Annotated in this window: 6 protein-coding genes; 1 reads left to right on the top strand and 5 read right to left on the bottom strand. The window is 69.0% G+C overall.

Features of this window, described 5'->3' with window-relative positions:
- Positions 1 to 423 precede the first annotated feature (423 nt).
- Positions 424 to 831 carry a DUF427 domain-containing protein gene (locus tag G3N93_RS30880; RefSeq protein WP_174936111.1) on the bottom strand — a complete coding sequence of 136 codons (408 nt, stop codon included), beginning with the start codon at positions 829 to 831 and terminating at the stop codon, positions 424 to 426.
- Positions 832 to 1,122: 291 nt separating this feature from the next.
- On the opposite strand from G3N93_RS30880, the gene G3N93_RS30875 reads away from it, so the two are divergent.
- Positions 1,123 to 2,784 carry an ABC transporter substrate-binding protein gene (locus G3N93_RS30875; protein ID WP_174936109.1) on the top strand — a complete coding sequence of 554 codons (1,662 nt, stop codon included), beginning with the start codon at positions 1,123 to 1,125 and terminating at the stop codon, positions 2,782 to 2,784.
- 98 nt (positions 2,785 to 2,882) lie between these two features.
- On the opposite strand, the gene G3N93_RS30870 is transcribed toward G3N93_RS30875, so the two are convergent.
- The 4 genes from G3N93_RS30870 to G3N93_RS30855 all read right to left on the bottom strand — a co-directional run.
- Complete coding sequence (locus tag G3N93_RS30870; RefSeq protein WP_174936108.1) at positions 2,883 to 3,830, bottom strand: TauD/TfdA family dioxygenase; 948 nt, start codon at positions 3,828 to 3,830, stop codon at positions 2,883 to 2,885.
- A 158-nt stretch (positions 3,831 to 3,988) separates the two neighbouring features.
- Positions 3,989 to 4,942 carry a TauD/TfdA family dioxygenase gene (locus G3N93_RS30865; RefSeq protein WP_206123007.1) on the bottom strand — a complete coding sequence of 318 codons (954 nt, stop codon included), beginning with the start codon at positions 4,940 to 4,942 and terminating at the stop codon, positions 3,989 to 3,991.
- A gap of 148 nt (positions 4,943 to 5,090) precedes the next feature.
- The gene (locus G3N93_RS30860; RefSeq protein WP_174936104.1) at positions 5,091 to 5,936 is read right to left on the bottom strand and encodes an ABC transporter ATP-binding protein; all 846 of its coding nucleotides are present in this window, start codon (positions 5,934 to 5,936) and stop codon (positions 5,091 to 5,093) included.
- 40 nt (positions 5,937 to 5,976) lie between these two features.
- The coding region (locus tag G3N93_RS30855; RefSeq protein WP_206134654.1) for an ABC transporter permease at positions 5,977 to 6,628 on the bottom strand (652 nt) is incomplete at its 5' end.

Below are 6,628 nucleotides of genomic sequence, written 5' to 3'. Positions count from 1 at the left end.
GCCCGATGCGGGCGATGCGCGCCACGGGCCGGCCCGCGCCGGATTCAGGACGATACGGCCGCGCGGGCCGGCGGCCAACCAACGAATCCGCATATGCAAATCAGCGAGCAGGCTCGGTGGTGTTGGTCGGGCCGGTGATCAGTGGAAGAATCTGCCGGAGCACGTCAGAGCACGCCGACATGCCGACATGCCGACACGCCGACACGCCGACACGCCGACACGCCAGCACGCCAGCACGCCAGCACGCCAGCACGCCAGCACGCCAGCACGCCAGCACGCCAGCACGCCAGCACGACAGCACGACAGCACGACAGCACGCCAGCACGCCAGCACGCCAGCACGCCAGCCCGACTGGCCGCGTCGGCGAAATCGCGACTTGGCACGCGTCGCCGCCCGGCATTCGACGAGCGGCTACCGCGATCCTCAATCGGAGCCGGCCGGGCTTTCCTCGATCGAATCGACGCGATCCGGATAGAACGCGAGGTGCCCGCGGATCGCATCGACGGCCGGATACGGCGCCTCGTAGGTCCAGACGGCATTGACCGCGCGTTCGCCGCCGGCCGGAATCGAGTAGTAGGCGGCATCGCCCTTGTACGGGCAGTACGTCGCGTGGTCGGTGCGTTGCAGCAGGGTCAGGTCGGCGTCCTCGCGCGGGATGTAGAGCACGGCCGGGTAAGCGGCTTCGCGCAGCGCCAGCGCGCGGCGCGTATCCGCGACGACCTTGCCGGCCGCCTTCACCACGACGCGCCGCGGGTGCGGTTCGACCGTGATCGGGTGATCGGGGCCCGGCGTCTTCACGGGGCGAGCGGACGTATCGGAGCTGACAGGCATCGTGTGTCCTCCTGGAGTCGGCGGCGCGGCGGCGCCGGGCGGATCCCGGCGCGTCCGTGCCGACGTTGGCCAGCCGATACGATGCGCCATTTCGGGCGAGTCTGCAGGGGGCCGGAAGACGGCGGCGCGAGACGGCCGTCCGGCGCTCGCGTGGACGTTTTCATGCACGGGCAGCGGGATGCATCCACGACGATAAGCAACGCGAAATTAATTGGTAAGCGATCGGCGGGCGGCGCGCGAAGATCGGCCGTCGTCATTTGCATGACAGCCCTCTCTCCTGTCTCCGCCACCATGAAGAACGCTTTCGTTTCGTCAGCTGCGCGTCGTGCGCGTAGCGCACCCCATGCCGCTGCAGCCCTGCGCTGCATCGCGGCGTCGCTGCTGCTTGCCGGCGCGGCCACGCACGCGCTGGCCGCGCCGTCCGGCAAGACGCTCGTGTATTGCACCGAAGGCAGCCCGGCCGGCTTCGATCCGGGCCAGCACACGACGAGCACCGATTTCGATGCGAGCACGTACCCGATCTACAACGGGCTCGTGCAGTTCAAGCGCGGCACGCTCGATCTCGAGCCGGCGCTCGCGACGAGCTGGGACGTGTCGCCCGACCAGCGCACGATCACGTTCCACCTGCGGCGCGACGTGAAATTCCAGACCACCGCGTGGTTCAAGCCGACGCGGCCGTTCCAGGCCGACGACGTCGTCTTCACGTTCCACCGGATGCTCGATCCCGACGATCCGTTCCGCAAGGCCTATCCGGTCAGCTTCCCGTATTTCAGCGACCTCGGCTTCGACCGCAACGTCGCGCGCATCGACAAGGTCGACGACTACACGGTGCGCTTCGTGCTGAAGACGCCCGACGTCGTGTTCGTGCGCAATCTCGCGATGGCGTTCGCGTCGATCCTGTCGGCCGAGTATGCGTCGCAGCTCGCGGCGCGGCATCGCGAGGCCGACATCAACCAGTTCCCGGTCGGCACCGGGCCGTTCCTGTTGCGCACGTACCAGAAGGACGCGCTGATCCGCTACGACGCGAATCCCGACTACTGGAAGCCGGACGACGTGAAGCTTTCCCGCCTCGTGTTCGCGATCACGCCCGATCCGGCGGCGCGCCTGCAGAAGCTGGTGGCCGGCGAGTGCCAGGTATCGGCGTTCCCGCGACCGGCCGACCTCGATACGGTGCGGCGCGACCCGAAGCTGACGCTGTTCTCGGGGATGGGCTTCAACGTCGGCTTCGTCGCGTACAACACGCAGCATGCGCCGCTCGATCGCGTCGACGTGCGGCGCGCGCTCGACATCGCGATCGACAAGTCGGCGATCGTGAAGACCGTGTTCAACGGCGACGCGAAGATCGCGACGAACCCGATGCCGCCCGCGCAATGGTCTTACAACCCGCGCCTGAAGGATGCGCCGCGCGACCCGGCGGCCGCGAAGGCGCTGCTCGCGCAGGCCGGGTTCCCGAACGGCTTCGACCTGACGCTGTGGGCGATGCCCGTGCAGCGTCCGTACAACCCGAATGCGCAGTTGATGGCGCAACTGATCCAGCAGGACTGGGCGAGGATCGGCGTGCGCGCGAAGATCGTCAGCTACGAATGGGGCGAATACAACCGCCGCGCGAAGCACGACGGGCAGCACGACGCGATCCTGTACGGCTGGTCGGGCGACAACGGCGACCCCGACAACTGGCTCGGCACGCTGCTCGGTTGCGACGCGGTGCACGGCAGCAATCTGGCGAAGTGGTGCAACCAGGATTTCGAAAAGCTGGTGGATGCGGCGCGTTCCAATGGGGACGTCGCGAAGCGCACGGCGCTGTACGAACAGGCGCAGGTCGTGTTCAAGGACCAGGTGCCGTTCACGCCGATCGCGACGTCGATCGTGTCGCTGCCCGTGTCCAAGCGCGTGCACGGGCTGACGTTCTCGCCGCTGGGCGGGCATCGTTTCGACGGGGTCTGGCTGGATTGAGGGGGAGCCGCGCGGGCGGTGCTTTCGTCCGCGCGGTGTGACGGCACGAAAGGCCGGCGCGATGCAGTACGCGCCGGCTGCCGTCAGGTCTGGTCGGTTCAGTTGAGCGCGACCGCCGCCGCCGCTTCGACCGGCGAGCCTTCGAGCGCGACCGACGGCCGGCCATCGGGGCCGACCGGCACGTCGCCGATGAGCGTCGTGCGATACAGCTGGCGGTCGAAGTCGAGATCGAAGATGTCGACGGGCGCGAGGTGGGCGGTCGCGCGGTTGTCCCAGAACGCGATGCTGCGCGGTTCCCACTTGAAGCGGATCGTGAATTCCGGCCGCGTCACGTGTTCCCACAGCAGTTCGAGCAGCGCCTGGCTCTCGCGCGGCGTCAGCCCGACGATCGATTTGAGGAAGCTCGGGCTCACGTACAGCGCGCGTTCACCGGTCTCCGGATGCACGCGCACGAGCGGATGCTCGGTGACGAGCGGGCGGCGTTCGACCGCCTCGTCGAACGCGCCGGTCGCGCGCGCACCGGCCGGCGGCGTGAAGCGATGAAGGCCGCGCAGCCCGTCGACGAAGCCGCGCAGCGGCGCGGACAGCGTTTCGTATGCCCGCACGAGGTTCGTCCAGTGCGTGTCGCCGCCGTACGGCGGGATCGTCACGCCGCGCAGGATCGACGCCCACGGCGGGTTCACGGCGGCCGTCACGTCGGTGTGCCAGCCGGTCCACGGGCGGCGCACCGGTTCGCCTTCGAAACGCGTCGCCTTGCGGTGCTTCGCGATCGAGTAGACGGCCGGATGCCCGTCGACGTGCCCGAACACCGGGTGGCCGACCGTCGGCTCGCCGAACTGCGCGGAGAACGCGACGTGCTGCTCGTGCGTGAGGAATTGTTCGCGGAAGAAGATGACGCGCCATTTCAGCAGCGCGGCGCGGATCGCCGAGATCTGCGGTGTGGTCAACGGTTGCGTGAGGTCGACGCCGCGAATTTCCGCGCCGATATGGGCGGACAGCGGGATCACGTCGACCGGCTGGGCGGCGGGTTCGAGTAGGGCGCTCATGCGACGCTCCTGGCGGAAGTGGATGGGGCGGAGGGCCGACATCGTTGCGAGCGCGCGCGTCGGTCCGGTGGCGGGAAGTGCATGGTCGGTGTCCGGTAGCGGAAAGCAGGGCAGGCGCGGCGGCGCGCACGGAGCGCCGCCGCCGCGAGACGCGGGCGTTATTGCAGCGTCGCGCCCGGCCCCTTCAGCACGACGCTCTGGCGGCCGTCGATGCCGACCGGCACGTCGCCGTGCACGGTCGCGCGGCGCACGACGCGGCGCGCATCGCCGTAGTCGTTGATCGCATAGTGCTGCGTCGCGCGGTTGTCCCAGATCGCGACGTCGCCTTCCTGCCAGTTCCAGCGCACGGTGTTCTCGAGGCGCGTCACGTGTTCGTGGAACACCTGCAGCAGGTGTGCGGAATCCTGCGCCGACAGCCCCTTGAGCCGCTGCACGAAATGCCCGAGCACGAGCGTGCGTTCGCCGGTTTGCGGATGGACGCGCACCACCGGGTGCTCGGTTTCGTAGACGGTCGACGTGAACACTTCGCGGTAGCGCTTCAGTTGCGTATCGTCGGCATGCACGTGCGTCGACGCGTAGTCGTATGCGTTGGTATGCAGCGCCCACAGCGTGTCGGCGAGCGCGCGCAGCGGGTCGGGCAGGTTCGTGTACGCGGCGGCCGTGTTGGCCCACACGGTGTCGCCGCCGAACGGCGGAATCACCACCGCGCGCAGGATCGAGATCTTCGGGTACGCATCGACGAAGGTCACGTCGGTGTGCCACGAATTGGCGCGCGCGCCGTGCGCGGAATCGAGTTCGAGCAGGTGCGCGCTGCCGTCGACGGACGGCACGGTCGGGTGCGCGACGGTGGTGCCGAAGCGACGTGCGAACGCTTCCTGCGCGGTGTCGTCGAGATGATGCTGGCCACGGAAGAACAGCACCTTGTGGCGCAGCAGCGCGGCCTGGATCGCGTCGAACGTCGCGTCGTCGAGCGTGCCCGACAGCCGCACGCCGGCGATCTCGGCGCCGATCCGGCCGGCGACCTGGCGAAGCTGGAGCGGGGCGGCGGCCGTGCGCGGCGCGGCGTGCGAAGCATGCGAAGACGGGTGAGCGGCGTGCTGGACTTCGGACATCGGGAGTCTCCTGGAGTCGGGTCGGTCGAGTCTCCATTCAAGCAGGGACTGCGCGCAACCGGAACCGATGAATCGTCACAACCTTAGCGTGTCCGCAGCGATGATCGATATGCGTCGTCATGCTGAGCAATTCGGTGCGTCAGGCGTGCTACCAAGCCAGCCGCCATTCGCCGATCCGGTGCGGGCGCGGCGTGTCGATGCGCTGGCCGCCCGGGCGATCGTCGCCCGGCGGTTCGCTGTGGTCGAAATCGGCGAGCACGGTGTCGCGCAACCGCGCGAATTCCGGCGAATCGCGCCGACGCGGGCGGGGCAGCGCGACATCGACGATGCGTTCGATGCGGCCCGGGCGCGGCGCCATCGTCACGACGCGGTCGCCGAGATACACGGCTTCGTCGACGTCGTGCGTGACGAGGATCATCGTGATGCGCTCCTGTTCCCAGATGCGCAGCAGCTCGTTCTGCATCCGCGCACGCGTCTGCGCGTCGAGCGCGCCGAACGGCTCGTCGAGCAGCAGCACGCGCGGGCGATTCACGAGGCCGCGCGCGATCGCGACGCGCTGCGCCATCCCGCCCGACAGCTGGTTCGGATACGCGTGCTCGAAGCCGTTCAGCCCGACGAGCGCGATGTGATCGGCGACCGCGCGCCGCTTTGCGGCCGCGTCGAGCGGGGCGTTGCGCAGCGCGGCCTCGATGTTCTGCGCGACGGTCAGCCACGGGAACAGCCGGTGATCCTGGAACACGATCCCGCGCTGCAGCGACGTGTCGCGCACGCGCTCGGCGCCGGCCCGGATCTCGCCCGCGTAGTCGGCGTCGAGCCCGGCGATCAGCCGCAGCAGCGTCGACTTGCCGCAACCGCTTGCACCGACGATCGTGACGAATTCGCCGGCGCGCACGTGCAGCGACACGTCGTCGAGTACGGCGAGCGTGGCGCCGCGTTGCGCGTAGTGCTTGCTCACGTGGAGGATGTCGAGCGAATCGGAGGCGAGGGTCGTCATGGCGGTGCGAGGAAGTGTGTGGCGAGGAAGGAAGAGGCGATCAGTGCGTCAGGTCGCCGCGCCGGGCCAGCACCTTGCGCTCGATCGCACGCGCGATCGCGTTCAGCGCCCAGCCCGTTATGCCGACGACGATGATCCCGAACAGCACGAGATCCATCCGGAACTGCTCGCTGCCGTCGATCAGCGTGTTGCCGATCCCGCTGCCGGCAACCAGCAGGTATTCGGCGCCGAGCGTCGCGAGCCACGAATAGATCAGGCCGAGATACAGCCCGGTGAAGATCGACGGCAGCGCGGCCGGCAGGATCACGTAGCGCACGAGCTGGAGCCGCGAGTAGCGCAGCGCGCGGGCGACGTCGACATACGCGCGCGGCACCGCATGAATGCCGTCGCAGGTGTGCGCGGCGACGGGCAGCAGCGCGGCGAGCGACAGGAACACGACCTTGGCGGCGTCGCCAAGGCCGAACCACACGGAAATCAGCGGAATCCATGCGAACAGCGAGATCTGCTTGAACGTGTCGAAGCTCGGGCCGACGATTCGCGCGGCGACGCGCGACAGCCCGAGCGCGGCGCCGAGCAGCAGCCCGCTCGTCGCGCCGATCGCGAACCCGCAGGCTTCACGCGCAAGCGACGCGGACAGCGCGCGGCCGAGTGCGCCGCTCGTGGCTTGCGCCCATGCGGTGCGCAACACGTCA

This window comes from Burkholderia sp. Se-20378 (assembly GCF_017104665.1).
Classification (GTDB): Bacteria; Pseudomonadota; Gammaproteobacteria; order Burkholderiales; family Burkholderiaceae; genus Burkholderia; species Burkholderia lata.
Note: the sequence above shows the minus strand (reverse complement) of the source record. Positions and strands in the feature narration are given on the sequence as shown.

What these genes read in the sequence shown, in the direction of transcription:
- G3N93_RS30875 (WP_174936109.1), top strand. Translation starts at nt 1,123, where the DNA reads ATGAAGAACGCTTTCGTTTCGTCAGCTGCGCGTCGTGCGCGTAGCGCA.
- G3N93_RS30860 (WP_174936104.1), bottom strand. Translation starts at nt 5,936, where the DNA reads ATGACGACCCTCGCCTCCGATTCGCTCGACATCCTCCACGTGAGCAAG.
- G3N93_RS30880 (WP_174936111.1), bottom strand. Translation starts at nt 831, where the DNA reads ATGCCTGTCAGCTCCGATACGTCCGCTCGCCCCGTGAAGACGCCGGGC.
- G3N93_RS30870 (WP_174936108.1), bottom strand. Translation starts at nt 3,830, where the DNA reads ATGAGCGCCCTACTCGAACCCGCCGCCCAGCCGGTCGACGTGATCCCG.
- G3N93_RS30865 (WP_206123007.1), bottom strand. Translation starts at nt 4,942, where the DNA reads ATGTCCGAAGTCCAGCACGCCGCTCACCCGTCTTCGCATGCTTCGCAC.